Source organism: Corynebacterium halotolerans YIM 70093 = DSM 44683 (genome assembly GCF_000341345.1).
GTDB classification, from domain to species: Bacteria; Actinomycetota; Actinomycetes; order Mycobacteriales; family Mycobacteriaceae; genus Corynebacterium; species Corynebacterium halotolerans.
The window spans coordinates 46,988-67,491 of record NC_020303.1; the positions used below are offsets into that span (position 1 = coordinate 46,988).

The 20,504-nt window shown below is 63.9% G+C and carries 17 protein-coding genes and 1 pseudogene; 9 read left to right on the forward strand and 9 right to left on the reverse strand.

All coding sequences use genetic code 11. From position 1 onward, the window contains the following. Both A605_RS14505 and cydC read left to right on the forward strand, forming a co-directional pair. Window positions 1-1,623, forward strand: coding sequence for an ABC transporter ATP-binding protein/permease (locus A605_RS14505; protein ID WP_027004544.1), 1,623 nt, complete (start codon window positions 1-3; stop codon window positions 1,621-1,623). A 26-nt stretch (window positions 1,624-1,649) separates the two neighbouring features. Further along, complete coding sequence (cydC, locus tag A605_RS14510; RefSeq protein WP_034991193.1) at window positions 1,650-3,314, forward strand: thiol reductant ABC exporter subunit CydC; 1,665 nt, start codon at window positions 1,650-1,652, stop codon at window positions 3,312-3,314. 548 nt (window positions 3,315-3,862) lie between these two features. Here cydC and lgt read toward each other — a convergent pair. Then, the gene (gene lgt, locus A605_RS14515; RefSeq protein ID WP_015402262.1) at window positions 3,863-4,903 is read right to left on the reverse strand and encodes a prolipoprotein diacylglyceryl transferase; all 1,041 of its coding nucleotides are present in this window, start codon (window positions 4,901-4,903) and stop codon (window positions 3,863-3,865) included. A gap of 428 nt (window positions 4,904-5,331) precedes the next feature. After that, window positions 5,332-5,886 carry a DUF2771 domain-containing protein gene (locus A605_RS14520; protein WP_015402263.1) on the reverse strand — a complete coding sequence of 185 codons (555 nt, stop codon included), beginning with the start codon at window positions 5,884-5,886 and terminating at the stop codon, window positions 5,332-5,334. 230 nt (window positions 5,887-6,116) lie between these two features. Between A605_RS14520 and pdxS the strand changes: the two genes are divergently transcribed. Continuing rightward, on the forward strand, window positions 6,117-7,013 hold the full coding sequence (gene pdxS, locus A605_RS14525) for a pyridoxal 5'-phosphate synthase lyase subunit PdxS (RefSeq protein WP_015402264.1): 897 nt from the start codon (window positions 6,117-6,119) through the stop codon (window positions 7,011-7,013). 656 nt (window positions 7,014-7,669) lie between these two features. Next, entirely contained in the window at window positions 7,670-8,269 is a 600-nt protein-coding gene (locus tag A605_RS14530; RefSeq protein ID WP_034991187.1) for a DUF305 domain-containing protein, read from the forward strand. A 660-nt stretch (window positions 8,270-8,929) separates the two neighbouring features. Here the strand turns inward: A605_RS14530 and A605_RS14535 are convergent. Then, window positions 8,930-9,598, reverse strand: a complete 669-nt coding sequence (locus A605_RS14535; RefSeq protein WP_015402266.1) for a metal-dependent transcriptional regulator — start codon at window positions 9,596-9,598, stop codon at window positions 8,930-8,932. 126 nt (window positions 9,599-9,724) lie between these two features. Here A605_RS14535 and A605_RS15735 point away from each other — a divergent pair, with 126 nt between their 5' ends. From A605_RS15735 to A605_RS14555, 4 genes and pseudogenes are all read left to right on the forward strand, one after another. Beyond that, window positions 9,725-10,087, forward strand: coding sequence for a metal ABC transporter substrate-binding protein (locus tag A605_RS15735; protein WP_015402267.1), 363 nt, complete (start codon window positions 9,725-9,727; stop codon window positions 10,085-10,087). A gap of 72 nt (window positions 10,088-10,159) precedes the next feature. Next, window positions 10,160-11,398: an Nramp family divalent metal transporter gene (locus tag A605_RS14545; RefSeq protein ID WP_015402268.1), complete on the forward strand. Its 1,239-nt coding sequence runs from the start codon at window positions 10,160-10,162 to the stop codon at window positions 11,396-11,398. Window positions 11,399-11,511: 113 nt separating this feature from the next. Continuing rightward, window positions 11,512-11,795: pseudogene (locus A605_RS16080) on the forward strand (helix-turn-helix domain-containing protein); the annotation flags it as partial. A gap of 126 nt (window positions 11,796-11,921) precedes the next feature. After that, window positions 11,922-12,809, forward strand: coding sequence for an IS5 family transposase (locus A605_RS14555; RefSeq protein WP_027004543.1), 888 nt, complete (start codon window positions 11,922-11,924; stop codon window positions 12,807-12,809). A 186-nt stretch (window positions 12,810-12,995) separates the two neighbouring features. Here A605_RS14555 and A605_RS14560 read toward each other — a convergent pair whose 3' ends face one another. The 5 genes from A605_RS14560 to A605_RS14580 all read right to left on the reverse strand — a co-directional run bounded on the left by A605_RS14560 (window position 12,996) and on the right by A605_RS14580 (window position 17,436). Continuing rightward, complete coding sequence (locus A605_RS14560) at window positions 12,996-13,340, reverse strand: metal-sensitive transcriptional regulator (protein WP_015402270.1); 345 nt, start codon at window positions 13,338-13,340, stop codon at window positions 12,996-12,998. Between the two features lie 151 nt (window positions 13,341-13,491). Then, window positions 13,492-13,764, reverse strand: a complete 273-nt coding sequence (locus A605_RS14565) for a YHS domain-containing protein (protein ID WP_015402271.1) — start codon at window positions 13,762-13,764, stop codon at window positions 13,492-13,494. Between the two features lie 36 nt (window positions 13,765-13,800). Continuing rightward, the gene (locus A605_RS14570) at window positions 13,801-16,158 is read right to left on the reverse strand and encodes a heavy metal translocating P-type ATPase (protein ID WP_015402272.1); all 2,358 of its coding nucleotides are present in this window, start codon (window positions 16,156-16,158) and stop codon (window positions 13,801-13,803) included. A gap of 198 nt (window positions 16,159-16,356) precedes the next feature. Continuing rightward, on the reverse strand, window positions 16,357-16,566 hold the full coding sequence (locus tag A605_RS14575; RefSeq protein WP_015402273.1) for a heavy-metal-associated domain-containing protein: 210 nt from the start codon (window positions 16,564-16,566) through the stop codon (window positions 16,357-16,359). Between the two features lie 459 nt (window positions 16,567-17,025). Then, window positions 17,026-17,436, reverse strand: a complete 411-nt coding sequence (locus tag A605_RS14580; protein WP_034991189.1) for a four-helix bundle copper-binding protein — start codon at window positions 17,434-17,436, stop codon at window positions 17,026-17,028. 468 nt (window positions 17,437-17,904) lie between these two features. On the opposite strand from A605_RS14580, the gene A605_RS14585 reads away from it, so the two are divergent. Further along, window positions 17,905-18,651 carry a M23 family metallopeptidase gene (locus A605_RS14585; protein WP_027004542.1) on the forward strand — a complete coding sequence of 249 codons (747 nt, stop codon included), beginning with the start codon at window positions 17,905-17,907 and terminating at the stop codon, window positions 18,649-18,651. Between the two features lie 230 nt (window positions 18,652-18,881). On the opposite strand, the gene lnt is transcribed toward A605_RS14585, so the two are convergent. Beyond that, on the reverse strand, window positions 18,882-20,372 hold the full coding sequence (gene lnt / locus A605_RS14590; protein WP_244429057.1) for an apolipoprotein N-acyltransferase: 1,491 nt from the start codon (window positions 20,370-20,372) through the stop codon (window positions 18,882-18,884). Between the last annotated feature and the right edge of the window lie 132 nt (window positions 20,373-20,504).

Consider the following 20,504-nt stretch of genomic DNA (forward strand, 5'->3'; position numbering starts at 1 on the left):
GTGCAAGGACCCATTGACCCCAGACTCCTCGCTCTGGTTCCACCGGTACGGGGCCTGATCCTGCGCACCGGCGTTCTGCAGGCGCTCACCACCGTGTTAGTGCTCGCCCGCGGGGTGCTCATCGGCTGGATCGCCGCGCGCGTCATCCTGGACCGTGGCGCCGACTGGGACGTGCTGACCTGGCCGGTGGTGGCACTTTTCGTGGTCATCGCCGCCCACGGCGGCGTGTCCGGCCATGCGCAACGCACCTCCTCGGAGAGCGTCGGGCGGGTCGTAGATACACTGCGGGCCAAGGCCCTGGCTGCGTTGCGACGCCACGATCCCCGCCGCGTACAGGAGGAATCGGCCCACTGGCGCGAGGTGCTCACCGACGGCATCGAGGACTTCCGGCCCTACCTGAGCGCATTCCTGCCTTCGCTGGTCGCCGTCGTTCTAGCTACTCCGGCCGCTTTAGTGGTGGTGCTGGTGGCGGACCCGGTCTCCGGAATCCTGGCGCTGGTGACGGTACCGCTGATCCCGGCCTTCATGGTGCTGATCGGCAAGCTGACCGCCGCGCATACCCGACGCCGCCTGGAGGTGACCACCGCCTTGGGCGGGCAGCTGGCGGATCTGCTCTCCGGCTCGCTAACGCTGCGGGCGCTGGGAGCCACCCGCCAACCGAGCAGGCAGCTGCGGTCCACGGGGCGTCGCCATGAAAAGGCCACCATGTCGGTGCTGCGCCTGGCATTCCTCTCTTCCTTCGCCCTGGAGTTCCTGGCCACCCTCGCGGTGGCGCTAGTCGCTGTGAGCATCGGGCTGCGCCTGGTGGACGGGAACATGGAGTTGACCGCCGGGCTGATCGCGCTGATCGTGGTCCCGGAGGTGTACAACCCGATCCGGCAGGTGGGTACGAACTTCCACGCCGCCTCCGACGGGCTCACCGCCGTCGAGGAGATCCTGGAGCTGCTGGATGAGGATGCCAAAGCAACCGACACATCCGGTGCCGGAGTGGACCACCGCGGCCGGACCTACCTGACTCACCGCGAATCACCCGGAGCCGCCCCACTGACGGTCACCGGTCTCAGCGTGGGAGGCCGCGACGGCATGAAGCCGGAGAACTTGAGCTTCACCGCCGAATCCGGGACGATCACCGTGTTGTATGGCGACAACGGTTCCGGAAAATCCACTGTGTTCCTCGCCGTCCTGGGCGCGCTGCCGGGTGATCTGGTCACTGGACGGGTCACCGCTGTGCCGCTGGTACGCACGTCCTACCTGCCGGCCCGGCCGGTACTAGTGCAGGGCAGCGTAGAGGACAACCTCGTGCTGCTGGGTGCGGAGCGCGGACCGGCCACTGAAACCGCTCGGAACCTGGGCTTCGACGTGCCGCTGGAACGCTGTCTCGGACCCGCGGGGGAAGGCATCTCTGCGGGGCAGAGTCAACGCCTGGCCCTGGCGCGCACCCTGACAGGCGGCACCGGCCCCACACTGTACCTGCTGGATGAACCCAGTGCGCATTTGAGTCCGGAGCTGGTGGAGACCCTCTCCGCTGAGCTGCGGCGGCGTGCAACGGCCGGACACACGGTGGTGGTGGCCAGTCATGACGTCCGGCTGGCCGCGATCGCGGATGAGGTGGTGTACCTGTGAAGTCCGAATTTCGCGTCCTGAGCGCCATGCTGCGCCTGGCCGGCGTGCGCTACCGTGAGGTCGTCGCGGGTATCGCTGCCGGTTCCATCACGCTGATCTCTGCGCTGACCCTGACGATCGTTTCCGGTTGGTTGATCACCAAGGCCTGGCAGATGCCACCGGTGCTGGACCTCTCGGTCGCGGTCACCGCGGTGCGCGGCCTGGGCATCTCCCGGGCGGTCTTCCGCTACGTGGATCGGCTGCTCAGCCACCGCATCGCACTGCAGGCCCTGACCACATTGCGGTCACGGGTCTTCGACGCGCTGGCTTTTGACCACACCGGCTCCGGCCGGGGACACCTCTTCACCCGCGGTGACGGGCTGGTGCGCCTGGTCGCCGACACCGAACGCGTCACTGACGTCATCGTCCGTTCTGTCGTCCCCGGTGGGGTGGCGTTGGTGCTCACCGTGTTCGCGGTGGCCGGCGCCACCTGGCTGCACCCGGCAGCGGGCCTGGTCCTGGCTCTCAGCTTCATGGTCACCGGCCTTATCACCCCGTGGTTGGCGGTGCGGGCGGCCAGACGTTCACGTCGAGTGTTCGCCGAGGACGACTTCGACATAGCCCTGGATGAACTGCTGGACCACCGCGTCGAGTTCGCTGCCGCGGGCTTTGGGCAGAAGCGTGAGGAGCGGGCCGTCGCGGCGTCGCGACGCAGCAGCGACGCCACCGTAGCCGCCGAGAAACCGCTGGCCACCTCACAGGTGTTGATCACCTGGTCCACCGGTCTGGCTGCGGCGCTGACCGTGGTCGTTGGCGCACTGACCTACACAGGAGATCCCACCTGGCTGGGTATGATGGTGCTGCTGCCGCTGGCCGCCTTCGAATCCCACGCCCAGCTCTCAGAAGCCGCAATCCACGCCGACGAGGCCTCCCACAGTGCCCACCGACTCACCCACCTGGTCGAGGAGTCCGGTACCACTTCGGCGACGGACGACGGGGAGGCGTCGACGTGGGAACTCGATGACTGCCACCTTAAAGCCACCGACCTACGTTGCCGCTTCGGCGACACCACCTGGCAGGTGGATCTGCCACCCGGTGAGCGCATGGTCATTCGCGGCCCCAGCGGTTGCGGCAAGACCACACTGCTGCAGACCCTGGGTGGCCTGGTGCCACCACGCAGCGGTTCTGTCACGCTGGGAGGGCAACGTGTGCTGGAGATCGACCCGGCCGCGTTGCGGAAGACCGTCCGCGCGCACGCGGAGGACGAATGGCTCTTCTCCACCACCATCCGACAGAACCTCCTCGTGGCCAACCCGGCCGCCAGCGACGGGGAACTACGAGAGGTCCTGCACGCGGTGGGGCTAGATGACTGGTTGCGGGATACCGTTGAACCGTTAACAGACCCGCTGGACCTGCTGCTCGCCGACGGTGCGGGCTCCCTGTCGAGCGGACAGCGCCGCCGTCTGCTGCTGGCCAGGGCGCTATGTTCCACCGCGCCGGTGCTGCTGCTAGATGAGCCGACCGAACACATTGACGAACCAGATGCCGATGACCTATTAGACACCCTCCTGGCCAAGCCGCTACCGGGACCGCGCAGCCGACGCAGCGTCATCGTGGTCACCCACCGGTCGAATAAGCAGGACAGCGGGAACACTGAAGCCGGAGAAGTAGATATCCGCCGCTACGCTGACCCGGTGACGGAGCACCACTAAGTGCTTATCTGCTTGTCGACGCCTCCTGCGCCCGGGGGCAGGCCGGGGTGAGCCGTTCACCACAGGGTGATGCCGACGTGCTTGACCCCGACCAAACCGGCGTCGAGCTGCCCCACCCCTGGAATCACCGCCCACCGCGCGCCCCCTCATAAGGCAAGAGAACACCGCAATACAAGTACCCAGGCCCGCTGACCGTGTGGTCGGGGACCTGGGTGCTGACCTCTTGGGTTTCTGCCCTAGTGCGAGTTGATCTTCGTTGCCGGTGAGCATCTGCCTCACCATCCGGTAGGCGTGCTCGTCCCACCTTTGGCGTACAGCATCGCGGACGATTCGGGAGCGGTTCCCACAGGTGACCGCAGCCAATGACAGGGGTGTTGCCGCGGTGACGGCCGATCTCCACGGCATGGCGGATGTTCTCGGCCTGGGTCGCCGACCGCAAGTGGTCCTCATCGACGGGGACAAGCGATGATCTCCGGCATTGGCACACCATCAGGCGGACAGGGCCAGCAGCAGTTTTTGAGACTGGCATTTCAGGCCTCCGGCAGAGTCTATTTGGAGCCGTCGGAACCCGGCCGCTTCGGCGTGGTTTTTCCTGAAGCTCCGGCCGCGGTGCGATTCTTCAACGCCGTGCTGCCCGCGGCACCGCGAGCCTGCTCATCAGTGGAAGCACCGGCAGTCCTCTCCCCCAAGGATTCTGCATCAGACGAGTCTATCTTGCGATGCCCAGGCCTGATTCGGCGGACCTCCGCCTCGCTTTCCCTGCCCTTGGGCAGCATCAGGAAGATAATCACCGCAGCGATGAAGACCACTATTGAGACGATAGTGTTGACCCTCATGCCGAAGATCAGGGTAGCGGCATCGGAACGCATCAATTCGATCCAGAACCGACCCAGGGTGTAACCGGCGACATAGAGGGCGAAGAGTCGTCCATGGCCGATCTTGAAGCGGCGGTCTAGCCAGATCAGCAGCACGAAAATCAGCAGGTTCCATAGCAGTTCATAGAGGAAGGTGGGGTGTACCGTTGCCAAGACCTCCCCGGTAGAACGCCCATTGACCGGGGAGGGATCACCATTGGCGTCCACCCGGTAGTAGATCTCCAGAGCCCAGGGGACGTCGGTCTCACGACCGTAGATCTCCTGGTTGAACCAGTTTCCCAGGCGGCCGATGGCCTGCGCCAGGATGATACTGGGGGCGATCGCGTCGGCGAAAGGGCCCAGTTTGAGCCCCTTGTAACGAAAGAGTGCCCATACCGCCAGACCACCGAGTGCTACCGCACCCCAAATGCCGAGGCCACCGGCAGTGATATTCAGGGCGTTCATTGGGTTGCAGCCATCACAGAAGTACTTGTCATAGTCCGTGATAACGTGATATAGGCGACCGCCGATGATACCGGCCGGGATAGCCACGATGGCCGCGTCCCAGACCACTTCACCATCACCACCTCGGGCGACATAGCGTTGGTGGGTCAGCCACAGCGCGATGATCATACCTACGATGATGCACAGGGCGTAGGCGCGGATCGGGATCGGGCCCAGCTGCCAGACACCCTGGGCCGGGGAGGGGATGTTCGCGAGGATGGTGGTCTGCACCCTCCCAGTCTGCCTGATGCTTCTCGACACCGCGAGAGGACGGGGCCGGGCGGGGCACGCCCCCGGAGGTCATGCCCCTTTACAACAGCACCATATCGGCAGTATCACCGCATCGCCCACAGGAGAGGCCCGAGCAGTGGCCAGCGTAGTCACCCTGTTCACCGCGTTTCTGCGGGACTGGCAGATCCGCCGTAACCCGTGGATCCCATGTTCCGGAGGGTGATGCGGCCCCTGCGCCGTGAGGATGGGCTCACCGCGCACAGGCGTCAATATGACTCCAGGAAGATGGCTTAATCGACTGCGGGGGCTAGAAACCGCTCAACGAAGCTGTGGGTCACAGTGAAGAAGTAGCATAATCCCGCTACCTCATATTCAACTCCTCACCATCGGAGATTAGAAGCGACCATCTACTACATCCTGGATGACATCTAATTTCCGGGATTCGCCCCTGGTTCGCCCTGAGCGCTGATGGACCAGACCACACTGAATGGGGCCTCTTCACCGTTCTCGTCAAGGCCAACCATCACCGCGGAAACCTCGACCAGTACCAACTGCGGGCGCTCTGCACTGTCCTCAGTGAGGGGATCGACGGAGCCGGGAATCTCTGCCGTAGTGGCGTCATAACTACCGTGAAGCACCTGATCGTTGGCGGCAGGATCATCGTAGATTCTCAGCAGCGCCCACTCCAGTTGATGGATTGGCTCGGGGATTTCCAGATGAAGGCTTTCGTCAGGACCGACCTCTAAGGCGGGGATATCACCCTCCGGGCATTCTGTGCCGGGGACACAAGCAAGATAGGGAAAGATCTCCATCTCTTCCTCGCCGACACTGGCGGTGATGGAGACCTCCGATGGCTGGGGACCAGGCCGATTGTTCCACCAGTTCTGCATCAGCACCGAGGCGACCACGACGATCACCACCGCAATGATCAGTGCGAGAATTCGCAGCAGAGACTTCTTCTTAGCTTCCTTACGACTGACCATAATGCCCCATCATAATTCTTGGCCACCCGCTGATGAGCATAGAGACCCGTGCCCGAGATGTAGGCATGATGTTCATAACTCCCAGGTAAGTAGGGACAGACGCTCATCTCGGGCTGCGCTGCTTGGGAGGTAAGGCTGACACTAAAGTGGGATAGGTTCACTCACAGGTCTTCCTGCCGGCCCCGTCACTGGTGAAGATCGCAGCTGCAATATTAAGGAGTACACCCACCATGGCCCTCAACGAGACCACCTACGCCACCGACCGTGTCAGGCGGGGCCTGGCGGACCAGTTCAAGGGCGGCGTCATCATGGACGTCGTCACGCCGGAGCAGGCGAGGATCGCCGAGGACGCCGGCGCCACCGCCGTCATGGCGTTGGAGCGGGTCCCGGCCGACATCCGCGCCCAGGGCGGGGTCTCACGCATGTCGGATCCGGACATGATCGACGGCATCCTCGCGGCCGTGTCCATCCCCGTCATGGCGAAGGTCCGTATCGGCCACTTCGTCGAGGCCCAGGTGCTCCAGACCCTCGGCGTCGATTTCATCGACGAGTCCGAGGTGCTCACCCCGGCCGACTACGCCCACCACATCGACAAGGCCGCCTTCGACGTCCCCTTCGTCTGCGGGGCGACGAACCTGGGGGAGGCCCTGCGCCGCATCAACGAGGGTGCGGCCATGATCCGCTCCAAGGGCGAGGCCGGCACCGGTGACGTCTCCAACGCCGTGACCCACATGCGCACCATCCGCGCCGAGATCAACCGCCTGCGCTCCATGGCCACCGACGAACTCTTCGTCGCCGCCAAGGAACTGCAGGCGCCCTATGAGCTGGTCCGGGAGGTCGCCGAGACCGGTCTGCTGCCCGTCGCCCTGCTGACCGCCGGCGGAATCTCCACCCCGGCCGACGCCGCGATGATGATGCAGCTGGGTGCCGAGGGCGTGTTCGTCGGTTCCGGCATCTTCAAGTCCGGCAACCCGGAGCAGTGCGCGAGGGCCATCGTCGAGGCCACCCGCAACTACGACGACCCGGAGACCCTCGCCCGGGTCTCCCGCGGCCTGGGCGAGGCGATGGTGGGCATCAACGTCGAGGAACTGCCGGTCCCGCACCGCCTGGCCGAGCGCGGCTGGTAGTCTCCATCGGCATCAGATCTAGTACTGAGTCCCACCACCCGCCCGTCCGACGGACAGGCGGGTTTCGGCTACCCGCGAAAGGGCACGGGTTGAGCTGCCATATCTCGATAATTGCGGACGCCCGCCTGTCGTCCAACCGGCGAGGCAAGCGACATGCGACTGCTGGGAGGGGTGGGCGATTCTCCCCGGCTAAGGGTGCCTCACTTGATCTGCCGGAACAGATCCCTTGATCTTTCCCGGCAAGTTGTGCCCAGGGTGTCTCAGTTCTTAGGAACTGAGACACCTATGTCGTCCTTAGGGCGGTCGTGGAAACGGCTTCTGGATCTGACAGGATTCGAAGGCGATTTTCTTCACGAAATCTTCACAGTTTAACTCGTCAGCCCGTTCAGCCAGGGATATACCCTCTGGGTACGGGCGGGCCGGCTGTGCGGTTCGTCTTTCGGGCCCCATTGAGCAAGCAGCAACCTATGGACCGTCACAGCAGCGCTCTTTTGAATACCCAACCGAAGAATCGGGAGAACAAAGGACAAGGACAAATCCGCTGAGTGCCAGGCCTGTTCTAGGCATCCTCCGACGGTACCTGCCGGTAATGGTGCGCCCTTGTCTAAAGGCTTTGTGGGGCCGTCCACTCGACTGAAGGAGAATCTGGCGTGTCAATGAGACAAGAAGGTCATGACAAGACGAACGGGCACCACAGTGGTGGCCACAACTCACACGGTTCCAAGACGATGTACCTCCGGTTCGCTGCCATGATCCTCACCGGGATGGTGGTCATGTACTGGACTATGTTCGCTGGCTCCTGGGAGTGGAGCCACATCCGGTGGAGCGAGAGTCGCCTGTTCATGGCCCTGACCATGGGCGGCGCCATGGGTTTGGTCATGCTCGCCTGGATGCTCAACATGTACAAGAACCCGAAAGCCAACATTACGATTGTCGTCGTCAGCGTCCTGCTGCTCGGAGGCGGGATCTTCCTGGACCGTAGCCAGGTCACTGTGGATGACACCGACTTCATGCGGGCGATGATCCCGCACCACTCACTGGCCATCACTCGCTCTGAGCGGGCCGACATCGAGGACGTGAGGGTGTGCGAGCTCGCTGTGGAGATCAGCGAGGCTCAGCGCCGCGAGATCTTCGAGATGGACTGGCTGATCGAGGACATCCAGAAAAACGGCGTGGCTGACACACCTGAAGAGGCACAAGCCCGGCCAGTGCCTGACTACGAGGAACTCGCAGAGCGCCAGTGCCCCGCTGGCTGATCCCCGCGTAAGACCGGTTAGCTGTCCACCCTCCCCCGGGATAGGTGCAGGATCCGGAAACGTGAACCCACCCCGCGTCCGCCCGGGAGCATGGTTGTCCGGTTCACCGTCAAGCCGCCGCGGTGAATCACGTCGAGCGCCGGCGGCGTGGATGTGAGCACGAGCGGTGGCGGAAGCGCCTGAGACATCCCATCCGCGTTTTCCCTGCGCATCGGCCTGGGACTGGAGTTTCGGCCTTGATCCGGGGCCGGGTACCCGATAGCTGCCAGGTGCGGAACAAGGCGTAGACTCGCCACCAGGGGCAGCCGATGCGGATGCCGTTGATCAGATCCCGAAGGGTGTAGCGCCGCGGTTGACCCTGCCGGGAAGGCGCAGGCAGCAGGGGTTCGAGTAGGACCCCCTGGGCGTCGGTGAGGTCGTGGCAGGTGTCAGCGTCTACGGTGGGGATAAGGCCTCCTGTGTCCGGCATTGTTTGTTCGCACCTTCCTCGCTACACCGGAGGCCGCCCTACTTTCCAGCCGCCACGCCGACCGCGCCCACGACTTTCGTAACAGGTCCACGTAGCTAGCAAGCAGGGACTCCCAGTTGTGCGCGTATCGCTTCCTGAATTTCTAGACACGCAGTTTCATCTCGGCGTCGGGATCCAAGTCAGCAGATGTCTCAGTCACCTCGTTGAACGCGAATATCTTCGAGGCCTGTCTCGGCGATGGTGACCTCATTATCGCCGACCTTGACCCGCAGTACGCCCGCCACCGGGCTTCCGGGGACTGTCAGGTGCGCACCGGGCACTACTCCATGATCGGCCAGGTAACGCAGCAGTTGCGGGTCCCGGTCGTCAATCTGCTCGACCGTGGCAGACTCCCCCTCACCGATCGCGGCAAGGCTGACCCCCTCCACTTTCTCGACCCGCCCCTGGGCATCAGGGATGGGGTCTCCGTGCGGGTCACGGTCAGGATGTCCCAGATAGGCGTCGATACGCGCCAGGAACCGGTCCGAGACGGCGTGTTCGAGAAGCTCCGCATCCTCGTGCACCTCATCCCACGTGTAGTCGAGCGCCCGGACCAGAAAGGTCTCCAGCAGCCGGTGGCGCCGCACCATGGCCACCGCCAGCTCGCGTCCCTTTGGGGTTAGCATGACCCCGCGGTAAGGCTCCTGTTTGACCAGCCCCTTGTTGGCCAGACGGCGGATCGCCTCGGAGGCGGTCGTTGTCTTCTGTCCCACACGAGCGGCCAGTTCCCCGAGGGGGGCGGAACCACCGGAGTATTCGGTGACGGTCCAGATCGCCTTCAAATAGTCCTGGGATCGGTCGGGCAGGTCGCTTACGTGCATGCTCCCCAGGTTATCGGACCCCGCCGGGGGTGGAACCCCGCTTGCCGAGCGGAAAGTTCATGGTTACGATTCTCGAAGATTCAATATGATGAACTTTAATGTTCATTTCTATCTAGGAGAGTTGATGTGACCCGGAGACGACACCTGCTGACCGCCACCGCCCTGTTCCCGTTGGCTGCGCTGGCGCTGACCGGTTGCGCGGTAACTGACACCACCGCCGTGGCCATGGGTGACGATGCCCTCTTCGAGGTGTACGCCACCACCGGTTACCTGGCCGACGCCGTCGCTCACCTCGCCCCCGAGGCTGAGGTGGCCACCATGGTGGGCCCGGGCGGGAACCGGCAGCTGGCCGTCGGCGAGCTGCTCCCTGAGGAGCTGCTGATGGATTGGCCCGAGACCGATGATGAGGGCAACGCGCTATTTGATCCGCATGTCTGGAATAGCCCGGAGGCCTGGTCCCCGGTCGTCGGGCAAAACGATAATGGTTGACCGGGCAGCGCAGTAAAGCTAGACCGAACGAAGTTTTTGTAACGACTGTTTGACAAGGCGTGAGATAACGAGATGAGTGCCGGAATCGCCGAGCCCAAAACCCGGGGCCGCAAGACCGCTTGGCTGCTTGGCCCTGCCTTGGTGGCGGGGGTGGCTTACCTTGATCCGGGCAATGTGGCGGTCAATATGTCAGCAGGAGCGCAGTTTGGGTACTTGCTGGTGTGGGTGATTGTTGCGGCCAATATGGCGGCGTGGCTGATCCAGTACATGTCCGCGAAGTTGGGCTTGGCCACGGGGTCGAGCATGGCTGAGCTCCTGGGGCAGCGCATCAAGAGCCGACCAGGTCGGGTCCTATACGGACTGCAGGCGCAGTTCGTGGCGATCGCCACTGATATTGCCGAGGTAATCGGCGGAGCGGTAGCCCTGTGGATCCTGTTCGACATTCCACTCGTGATGGGGGCGATCATCACGGGCTTGATCTCCACTATCTTGCTTCTGGTACAGGCTAGGCGGGACGCGAAGACCTTCGAGTTCGCGATCATCGGCCTGATGCTGGTCATCGTGGTCGGATTTTGTTACGGCCTGTTCCTGGCGCCGCCCGAACCCGGTGCTGTCCTTGAGGGGATGATTCCCCGGTTCGATGGTACTCAGTCGGTGCTGCTTGCGGCGAGCATCTTGGGGGCGACGGTTATGCCGCATGCGATCTACGCCCACTCTTCACTTGCCCGTGACCGCTTCGGAATCGATAAGATCTATCCGTTGCCGCGGCTGATTCGAGCCACTCGAGTCGATGTCACGATCGCGCTCACGATCGCAGGATCCGTCAACCTGGTGATGCTGCTCGTTGCTGCGACCGTTCTTCCCGGGGTATCGGGCACCGATACCCTTGAAGGTGCCCACGCCGCCATACAGAATGCGCTTGGAGTTACGGCCGGGTGGATGTTCGCGATCGCACTCCTGGCCTCCGGTCTCGCCTCGACAGCTGTCGGCGCTTATGCTGGGAGCGATATCATGGGCGGTCTCTTCCGCACCCGCCTGAAACTCATCACCCGGCGTCTGATCACCATCATCCCGTCCATCATCGTGCTCGCGATCGGTATCGACCCCACGTATGCCCTGGTGCTGAGTCAGGTGATCCTCTCCTTTGGGATTCCGTTCGCGCTCGTTCCTTTGGTGTGGCTGACCTCGCGAAAAAAGCTCATGGGATCCGCGGTAAATACCTGGTGGACAACGGCGATGGGCTGGCTCGTCACTGCCGGAATCATTGCACTCAACATTGCACTCATCGCGCTCGAAACAGGTGTCGTTTGAGCTCATATCGACTGCGCTTTTCATGTCTTTGCGTCCGGCAAGCAACGAATCGGAAGCGGAAGGTTGACGGTTTCCAGTCATCATTGCGACTCCTGACCAGATGAGGGATTCAGATGGTGCGCTGGGCGTGGAACAAGTCACCGGTGGGGTGGAGCGTCGCTGCTTCGAGCTGATCTGGCAAGGGTTGAGCGGCTTGGCATCCGCAGTCGAGGTTGGAGTGCCGCTCAGTTGCGGGTCGGTGTGGTTCGTCGACGCTGGCAGCGGGAGGTTGATCGACACTTTGATTAGCGGTAGATAGTTGTCGCAGGATGATCGAATAGAGATCGCCGATGGGCTCGACGCTGGCGAGCCGGTGAAGCAGATCGCCGCGCGTATCGGGAACAGCTACCAGAGCGTGGGGGGTGTCCACTAGGACGTGTTGCGAAAATCGTGGGCGCGGGGTCGGCGTGAGGGGTGGAAATGAGGGCGGCCTCCGGTGTAGCGAGGAAGGTGCGAACTCACCACGCCGGACACAGGAGGCCTTATCCCCACCGTAGACGCCCACACCCGTCACGATCTCACCGACGCCCAATGGAATCTGCTGAAACCGTTGCTACCAGCCCCTTCCCGGTGCGGCCGGCCTCGGCGCTACGGCCTGCGGGATCTGATCAACGGCATCAAACACCGCATCCGGACCGGCGTTCCCTGGCGGGATGTGCCTGACTGCTACGGGCCCTGGTGGCGGGTCTACGCCCTGTTCCGTACCTGGCAACTATCCGGTATCTGGTCGCGTATCGAGGCCGAACTCCAGTCCTGGGCCGATGGCCAGGGACACCTCGGATGGGACATCTCCGTCGACTCCACCACCGCCCGGGCGCATATCCACGCCGCCGGGGCACGGCGAGATTCCTCTGAGCGCCTCGACGGTGAACCGGACAACCATGCCCTCGGCCGGTCGAGGGGCGGGTTCTCCACCAAGATTCATCTCGCCTGTGACCAGCACCTACAAGCAGTGTCATTCACGGTGACCGCCGGACAGGCCGGCGATGCCCCGCAGCTGACCGAAGTCCTCGACCGGATCCAGGTGGCCCGCCCCGGGCCCGGTCGACCCCGCAGCCGGCCCAATCGGGTACTGGCGGACAAGGCCTACTCCTCACAGGCAAACCGGTCCTATCTGCGGTGCCGAAACATCACGACCACGATCCCGGTCAAAAAGGACCAGGCCGCCAATCGAAAGGCCAAAGGATCCGCCGGTGGACGGCCACCGACCTTCGACTCTGAGGCGTATAAGGGCCGTAACGTCGTCGAACGCTGCTTCAACGCCCTCAAACACAACCGGGCGGTGGCCACCCGCTACGACAAACTCGCCGTCCGGTTCCAGGCAGTCGTCCAGATTGCGAACATCGACCGCTGGCTCAAACGACTTTCGTAACACGTCCTAAACGGGGGTCAGGCCCATGTGTTCCAGGATAGGGCTGAACATGCCCGCCAGTTTCTCGGCGCACATGGCCGGCCACCTCATCTTGTCGCTGGTTGTTCCTGCGACGTGGGGCACGTTCCTCTGTGGTGAGCGGCGGTGGCGAGTGAGTTCGTTCGCCCGGTTCGGTTGCCGTTGTGGTTAGGAGCGGGCGAAGCGGGCGATGGCGTCGGTGACTTCCTGGAACTTCGCATCCGCCTCCTCGCCTCCCAGCTGGGCGGCGTCGCGCACACAATGCTTCATGTGGTCATCCAGCAGGCCTAGGGCAACGTTGCGCAGCGCGGAGTTGACCGCGGAGACCTGGGTGAGGATGTCGATGCAGTACTGCTCCTCGTCGACCATGCGGTGAAGACCCCGGACCTGGCCCTCGATGCGCTTGAGGCGGGCGAGGTAGCGGTCCTTGTCGTTGATATAACCGTGGGTGGGGTAGCAGGTGCCTGACGCATCGTCGGCGGGAACGGTCTGATCAGGGGTGAGGGCATCCATGATGGTCTCCTTGCTAAAAGGGGTGGGCCGGTACGTCCTGGGTCAGTGCGCAGTTCGATCAGGAGGACAGGCCCGAGGGTGTGGAACAGGGCGTGGTGACCTGGCGGCCACCACGCCCCATGACGTTATCCTGCTGGATGGTCGGCAGATATCAGCCTGCGTGGGCGTACTGGGCGGGGTTGGCGTCAAACTTCGGGCCGCAGCCGGGGCAGCAGAGCCAGTAACGCTGGCCCTCGTAGTCACGGTAGAGGCCCTTGGCTTCTGCCTCGGCCTTGATGACCGGGGTGCCGGCCATGACGGGGCATTCGGCCGTCTCGCCGATGGTGCCCTCGGCGTTTGCCGGGGTAGAGGTGAGGGTCAGGGACTCCGGAGCGGAGGTCTGGGTGTTGTCGGAGTGGCCGCAGCCGCAAGAGGGGTTAGACATGGGGTGGGTGTCCTTATCGGTAGAAGGGGATGGGGGTCAGGCGTTGGCCGGCTGCCTGGTGCCGGCCTCAGTCGTGGTCGGTGCGGGGGTTGCCGCACTGTGGCTGGATGTGAATCCGCGCAGGCGCAGGGAGTTGGAGACGACGAACACGGAGGAGAACGCCATGGCGATACCCGCGAGCATCGGGTTGAGCAGGCCTAGGGCGGCGACCGGGATGAGTGCCACATTGTAGGCAAACGCCCAGAACAGGTTGCCCTTGATGGTGCCCAGGGTGCGACGTGACAGTCGGATGGCGTCGACCGTGGAGCGCAGGTCGTTGTTCATCAGGGTGATGTCGGAGGCCTCGATGGCCACATCCGTGCCCGCGCCCATGGCCAGGCCCAGGTCGGCCTGGGCGAGCGCGGCGGCGTCGTTGACCCCGTCGCCGACCATGGCCACGCGCCGGCCGTCGTTCTGGAGCTGCTCGACGGCGCTGACCTTGTCGTCCGGCATGACCTCGGCGATCACGTGGTCCGCGTCGATGCCGACCTCCGCGGCCACCGCCTTCGCTGCGCCGGCGTTGTCTCCGGTCAGCAGCATCGGGGTCAGGCCCAGCTTCCGCAGTCCGGCGACGGCCTCGGCGGAGGTCGGCTTGACGGTGTCACGGACAGTGATCACCCCGGCGTTGCGGCCGTTGATCTGGATGACCACCGGGGTGCCTCCCAGGTCCTGGGCGTCGGTGAAGGCGGACTGCAGGGGTGCGGGCAGGTCGCCGGCAGGGCGGCCGACGGTGACGGTGTGCCCGTCGACGGTGCCGGTCACGCCCCGGCCGGCGGTGTTGGTAAAGCCGGTGACCTCGGGCAGCGCCCTGGTGCGCTCACCCTCGCGGGCGATGGCCTGGGCGATGGGGTGCTCGGAGGCGGCTTCGACGGCCGCGGCCTTGGCCAGCACGTCCTCGGCGTCGAAGCCCTCGCCGGGGGTCACCCCCGTGACGGACATGACGCCGGAGGTGACGGTGCCGGTTTTGTCCATGACAATGGTGTCGACCTTCTTGGTCGATTCCAGCACTTCCGGGCCCTTGATCAGCAGACCCAGCTGGGCACCCCGGCCGGTGCCCACGAGCAGGGCGGTCGGGGTGGCCAGGCCGAGCGCACACGGGCAGGCGATGATCAGCACGGCGACCGCGGCGGTGAACGCCGGAGCCAAGCCGTGGCCAAGGAAGACGTGGACCAACAGGGTAAGAACGGCCACGACGATGACGACGGGCACAAAGATCTGGGAGATCCGGTCGACCAGGCGCTGGACCGGGGCCTTCTTCGCCTGGGCGTCGGTGACCAGCCGGGCCATCTGCGCCAGGGTGGTCTCGGCACCGGTGCGGGTGACCTCCACCAGCAGCCGGCCCGAGGTGTTCAGGGTCGCCCCGGTGACCGTGGAGCCTGCGGTGGCCTCCACGGGCACGGACTCACCGGTGAGCATGGACTCGTCGATGGCGGAGGTACCTTCGGTGACACGGCCGTCGGTGGCGATCTTCTCACCCGGGCGGACGACGAAGACATCCCCGACCTTCAGCTGGCCCACCGGCACGCGAACCTCCGCACCGTCGCGGATGACGGCGGCGTCCTTGGCACCCATATCAAGCAGGGCGCGCAGCGCCGCGGAGGACTGGCCCTTGGCCTTGGTCTCAAACCACCGGCCCAGCAGCAGGAAGGAAATCACCACCGCGGCGGTCTCCAGGTAGATCTCGTCCATTGTGGAGTTTGTCGGCAGCAGGTGCATTTCCATCGTCACGCCCGGCATACCGGCGTTACCGATGAACAGCGCCCACAACGACCACAGGTAGGCCGCCGTTGTGCCGAGTGTGATCAGCGTGTCCATGGTGAACGCACCGTGGCGCAGGTTGACCAGGGTGGCCCTGTGGAAGGGGGCGCCGCCCCAGAAGAACACCGGGGTGGTCATCGTGAGCACGGCCCACTGCCAGTGGGTGAACTGCAATGCGGGGATCATGCTCAGTAGGACGATCGGCACGGTGAGGATCGCGGAGATGATCAGGCGCTTCTTCAGGTCAGCGGCCTCATGCTCGCGGGCCGCATCCACCTGGCCCTGTGCCCCGGAGCCCTCTGAGGCCGGCGATGCGGGGTCCCCGTCATCCCCGGTGTCTGCCGGGGTGTCGTCAGCACCGGCCATGGTGAAGGCACCGTAACCGGTGGCCTTGACGGTCTCGATGAGCTTGTCCGGGTCGACCTTGTTCGGGTCGTAGCTCACAGAAGCCGACTCGGTGGCGAAGTTGACGCTCGCCTCCGCACCATCGAGCTTGTTGAGCTTGCGTTCCACCCGCGACGAACACGAAGTGCACGTCATGCCGGTCACGCCGAGGTCGATCTGGAGCAGATCGACCGCTGGTTGCGTCTGGGTCATCAGTTATCAGTCCTCATTGAGAGCACATCGGTGTTTATTGTCTGGATTAGGCAGCATTCCCCGCCGCCCACTACCGCTAAACCTGTACCCCCTACCGGTATGGAACAAGGGCGGGTGTCCCTTGCGGGGTCGCGAATGGAGAAAGGGCCCGATCCCGCTGCCACACAATGCGGGGGGACGGGCCTTATGGGGGAGCGCTTAGGGTTTGACGGCGTAGCCGGCTTCCTTGACGGCGGCGGCGACATCCTCGTCGGTGAAGTCCTCCCCGGTAACCTCCATGCGGCCGTTGTCGACGGTAGCTTCCACAGAGTTCACGCCGGCGACCTCGCCGACCTCCTCCTCGACGGAGGCCTTGCAGTGGCCGCAGGTCATGCCTTCGACCATGTAGTTCTTGGTGACGGTTGCCATTGTGAATGTCCTTTCGCTGGGAAATGCTTTTGGAGGTGACGAAGTAGCCTCCGAGCGGGGGCGCCCCTTCGGTTAATAGCTACCCTATACCCATAGGGGGTATATATCAAGGGTGTGAGTGATCAGGGCAAGTAGGGAGGGTGCTCATGACCGCCCGGTGCCCTTCAGTGCTGCCTTGACCTCGCCCGAACGGCAGGGCGTTTGCCGAGCTCGCGTGGTGACCGGCTTTTCTGCCGGGCTTGCACTGGCCGGGGATCCGTCTCTGAGGTGGGGAGACGATAAAAGGGTGGCCGCTCGAGTCCGGCATGGGCCGATAGCACTCGAAGGGCCACCCCTGTTGGACGGTGTCTCAGGTGAGATGTCCTCGTCGGCCACAGCGGACATGCTCGGCACCCTGATCTCGCCCGGGTCGGGCCGGGATGCGGGGCAGGCGTCGCCGGCTAGTGGTCATGGGTCGGGTTAGGCCAGGGTGGCGAGCAGTTCCGCGCAGGCCTGTTCACACCGGCGGCAGGCTTCGGCGCAGACCTTGCAGTGCTCGTGCATGTCAGCGTGGCGGGCGCATTCCTCCCCGCAGGCCTGGCAGGCGGCACGGCAGGTCTCCAGGACGGAGCGGATGAGGTTGACATCCCAGCCGGTCTGCCGGGAGAGCACGCGGCCGGTGACATCACAGATGTCAGCGCAGTCGAGGTTGAGACGGATGCAGGTGGTCAGCTCCGCGACCATGTCCTCGCCCAGGCAGGCGTCGGCACAGGCGGTGCAGGTCTGGGCGCACTCGAAGCAGGCTTCGATGCATTCGGCCAGTTTGTCCTTGTCGATCTGGCCCAGGTCCTTCGGGTGTGTGTCCAGCATGGTGCGTACGTGATGAGTCATGTCGTGCTCCATTCTCGATTCGATCCGGAAAGACGGGCCAGTCGAGCCGACCGGCCCTGATCCCGACCCTAGAGGGCCACCCAACTGGAATCACGGGCTAAACCATGAAGATTTCATGAAGAAAATCACCCCACCTCCAGCGGCCGCGGTAGCTTGATGAGCGGTTCAAGTTCCTGCCCCCGCTTCCTTGAGGCTGGGTCTGTCCTATCTCGGCTGTGACCAGCTCGTTTTGGGCGTCACCTGGTGCTGTCTGTGGTGTTGGAATCCGGCCACCGGGCCTTTCTAGACGGTCACGGAAAGCTGGTAATCGCGCCCTCTGAAGGTCGAAGCGAGTGTGGTTTTCCCTGGGGGGCATGCAGGCAGGCAGGTCATCGAGGTAGAGAATCCTTGATTGAAAAGCTATTCTCATCTCGGAACGATAACGCAATGGTCACAATCCCATATAGGGAAACGACGGAAGAAGATTCAATGCGACTGAAGGCTCAGCGGGCTACCCGAGGAAAACACCGCGAGATCACCACCGTGCAGAACAAGAGGCGGGTTGCCCTCGTAGCCGTGGCTGCCGGCACGGTCTCCTCCGCCGGAATCGGCGGGGCCACCGCAGCCACCCTCCAGGCCCCGGCCCCGGCCCCGGCGTCTCCGGAAGTCGCCACTGTCGATGTCGATCTAGCCAGCACTAACACCCCACTGTCCTCGAGCGTGGATGAAGTACCGCCGCAGATCCTGGCGATCTCCGAGTTCAAACCGGTCGCCAACGTCGAGGAGCAGCTGGACAAGGCCCTCCAGTACAACGCCGAGCGGGCCGAGGCCGACCGTGCCGCCCGCGCGCCGTCGGTGGTCAAACCCGCTGAAGGTACCTTCACCTCCGGTTTCGGCATGCGCTGGGGAACCCTCCACGCCGGCCTGGACATCGCCAACGGCGTGGGCACCCCGATCCTCGCGGCGATGGGCGGCACCGTGATCGACTCCGGCCCGGCCTCCGGTTTCGGGCAGTGGATCCGCATCCAGCACGATGATGGTTCGATTGCCGTCTACGGCCACATGGAAACCCTCGACGTCACCGTCGGGGAACGCGTCACCGCTGGCCAAAAGATCGCGGGCATGGGCAACCGGGGGTTTTCCACCGGCTCTCACCTGCACTTCGAGCTTTACCCGACTGGCAGCGGGGCGGTCGACCCGTTGCCCTGGTTCGCCGAGCACGGCGTCACCTTCTAACCTTCCCGCACTCACCAGGACCGGCCCCGACACCGGAGCCGGCGGCAGTGACTGGACGTGAGGCACCCGCCTCAGACCGCAGAGACGCTTCTCACTCATCGCCGACACAGCCCAGACTTGATAGCTTCTCCAGGCAGGGCAGACCGGGGCACAGGGGAGGCAGTCCGTGCTCGTCATATATGGGGGCGGCGAGCGTCCCGCCAACGAGGAGCAGGTGCCGTAATCCACGTTTAGTGGGATGCTTCCGTAACCTGCCTTCTCCTGCGCCAGCTGACGAGGCCGGTAACCGCAGGCCATGCAAGAGCCAGCATCGCGAGAACCAACAGGGGCGTATCCCCCATGCGCGCATACGGCGTCAAACCAGTATGAAGGGGAACGGTTGCCGTCAGCAGTTCGTTCGTGCCTAGGCCACTGAGTTGTGAGACTGTGCCGTCGGGCTGGATAACTGCGGAGTACCCGGTGGGGGCAGCCTGGAGAACGGTGCGGCCAAACTCGCGGGCACGCATCCGAGATGCGGCCACTTCAATTGCAGGTACTTCCTCGGTCACAAAAGACGCGGCGTTGGTCGGTGCGAGGAGTAGCTGCCCACCATTGCGAACAGCATCGGCGACTCGGTCGGCGAAGAAGACCTCATAAGAAATGACGATCCCCAATCGTGGTGTCCCGCTGGGATCGAGCACCGCCGGTCCCTCTCCGGCAATGGCGTCGCGGGGGATGAACCGTGCGTCCTCGCTGAGTCGTTCAATCAGATTGCGCATAGGGATGTACTCGCCGAACGGCACACGATGATGCTTCTCATAGCGTCCTAACCGGGTCCCGTCCGGTCCCCACACTATGGATGCGTTCCGGAAATGTTGATCCTCGGATTCGGTAATTCCGACGACGATGTTCGTGTCGAGTTGCCTGGCCAGTTCAGCGAAAGCTGCATCAACGCGCGTCCCGTCGACTGAGCCGTCGATATTGACGACGTTTTCGGGCAGCAGAACCAGATCAGGGTCCCCGGTGATATCTTCGGCAGCCTGTAGGTGCCGACGGGTCGTATCAAACGGATCGGTATTGACCGCGCGAAGCCCGCGGGGGCCTCCACCCTGCACGAGCACGACATCAAGGCTGCCTTCTGACGTATCATCTACGATCGTTGGCGCGAACGCCGGTACCGCGAGTACCACGACCACTGCGACCACGGATGCTGCACGGGCTCGTCTCGGCCCGAAGATGACAGCGGTAACAACGGCCCCCGCAACTGCGGCCAACGCGGTCACCAGGAGAGTCCCACCCAGGGGCGCTGCAGCCATGAAAGGACCATCGGTCTGGCTGTATCCGAAAGCGGACAGCGGGAAACCGCCGAACGGGAACCGGTGCTGCACAGCCTCCAATAACACCAGGGCAGCAGGGGTGAGCAGCCACCAGCCCGACCAGCGGCTGCGAAAAGCCGCCTCGCTAGGCGATACCGCGGCAACCAGCATTAACAGTAGCGCCTGAACGACAACAACAGCAGCGTATCCGGCAGTGTTGAAGTCGGTGAGCCAGCGCAGAGCAAGAGCGTAGTGCACCACTCCGCCCAACCCACCGAGCCACAAACGGTTACGTAGTGGTTGACCTGCCAAAGCCAGCATGAACATAGTCACGCCCACCGGGAACAGCACCCACCAACCGCGTGGCGGCAGCGCCAGCCACCAGACCACCGCAGCTCCCATCATGAGCGCGGTGGGACCGGCCAATCTGCGCCAGTTATCGCCGGCTATCCCCCGGAAAAGGCGGCAGGCCGTCACGCCTGCTGCAGTACTAGCCCTCACCGGAGATCACGGCCTTCTTCGGGTTGCTGCTCAGTTGTGAATATATGCCCAATCCTT